This window comes from Halomonas sp. KAO (assembly GCF_015595025.1).
Classification (GTDB): domain Bacteria; phylum Pseudomonadota; class Gammaproteobacteria; order Pseudomonadales; family Halomonadaceae; genus Halomonas.
This window is the reverse complement of sequence record NZ_JADNRL010000037.1, coordinates 6,428-6,722: the sequence shown is the minus strand read 5'-3', so window position 1 is coordinate 6,722 and position 295 is coordinate 6,428. Positions and strand designations below refer to the sequence as shown.

Annotated in this window: 1 other annotated feature (only partly in view). The window is 54.2% G+C overall.

From position 1 onward, the window contains the following. Positions 1-295 (bottom strand) — a sequence feature (mutual gap in cmsearch alignment for this rRNA model is longer than 100) (it extends past both window edges: 971 nt to the left, 2,804 nt to the right).

Below are 295 nucleotides of genomic sequence, written 5' to 3'. Positions count from 1 at the left end.
ATCCCCGGAGTACCTTTTATCCGTTGAGCGATGGCCCTTCCATACAGAACCACCGGATCACTAGAACCTACTTTCGTACCTGCTCGACGTGTCTGTCTCGCAGTCAAGCACCCTTATGCTCTTGCACTCAATGCACGATTTCCAACCGTACTGAGGGTACCTTCGTGCTCCTCCGTTACGCTTTGGGAGGAGACCGCCCCAGTCAAACTACCCACCACACACGGTCCTCGATCCGGATCACGGACCTGAGTTAGAACGCCAATGATGCCAGGCTGGTATTTCAAGGTTGGCTCCA